The 875-nt window shown below is 47.4% G+C and carries 1 protein-coding gene and 1 pseudogene; both read right to left on the bottom strand.

Features of this window, described 5'->3' with window-relative positions; genetic code table 11:
• Window positions 1-492: type VI secretion system amidase immunity protein Tai4 (locus tag AO277_RS14175; protein ID WP_099259035.1), on the bottom strand; the 492-nt coding region annotated here is incomplete at its 3' end.
• A pseudogene (locus AO277_RS14170) lies at window positions 492-875 on the bottom strand (type VI secretion system amidase effector protein Tae4); the annotation flags it as partial. The pseudogene AO277_RS14170 and the gene AO277_RS14175, both read right to left, overlap by 1 nt.

Below are 875 nucleotides of genomic sequence, written 5' to 3'. Positions count from 1 at the left end.
CCGAGCTGGTAAAACAAGGGCCTGCCTGACGGCAGGCCCTAACCAGCCCGAACACAAAAAAACTGATACTCCCGTAGGATCGATTACCACGTTTTTTGTCAGTACATCCAGCTTTTTGCTATGGTAAAGGTCAAGGCACTTAAGGAAGTCGAATCTCACGCCTCTTACCTCGGACTCGACCAGTGGGTTTGTATAGTCTCTGGCGAGATATTTGCCCACGAGTTCTCCAAGCTTTTCGGGGCTTTTTTCCCAGTCATAATGGGCCCAGTCGCGTAGCGCGGTTATACTGCTGCCAGCATCTATTCCGACGTTTTCATTATATCTATAAGCGCTTGCAATGCAGGTTGCAAGAACAAGGTCTTTGTAGTTTTGTGCATGGGTTCGATACATTCCCTCTGGTGACAGTGACAGTGACGGTGACATGGCAGATGCAAAGATATTAGGTGTGGCGAGGGTAAAAGAAATTAGGATGGCTGCACGAAACGACTGCATTACGTGAGGCTCCAGAAATTTGCTTGGTCTGTCCGATAGTTGACGCCAGGTTCGTTGAAATAGCAATGGTCGTAGCAGATACTGCCGTCAAACAAAGTCGCATGTCCTCGAGCGTCCGACCAGCCTGATATTTCAAATACTATGATGCCTTTTTTGCTGGCCAATGGTCCGCTATCAGANGGAAGTTTTTAAGATCATTAATGCGGAAAAAATATTGATTTTGATCTTCTCCGGATACTGTCTGGTCTGGTGTTTTTGGGATTTTTGCTCCTGTGTAATTTAGAATGTAGCTCATTCTTACGGCGCAGGTGGGAGTATCAGTTTTTTTGTGTTCGGGCTGGTTAGGGCCTGCCGTCAGGCAGGCCCTTGTTTTACCAGCTCGG

The organism is Pseudomonas amygdali (assembly GCF_002699855.1).
GTDB classification, from domain to species: Bacteria; Pseudomonadota; Gammaproteobacteria; order Pseudomonadales; family Pseudomonadaceae; genus Aquipseudomonas; species Aquipseudomonas amygdali.
This window is presented reverse-complemented; position numbering and strand designations above follow the sequence as displayed.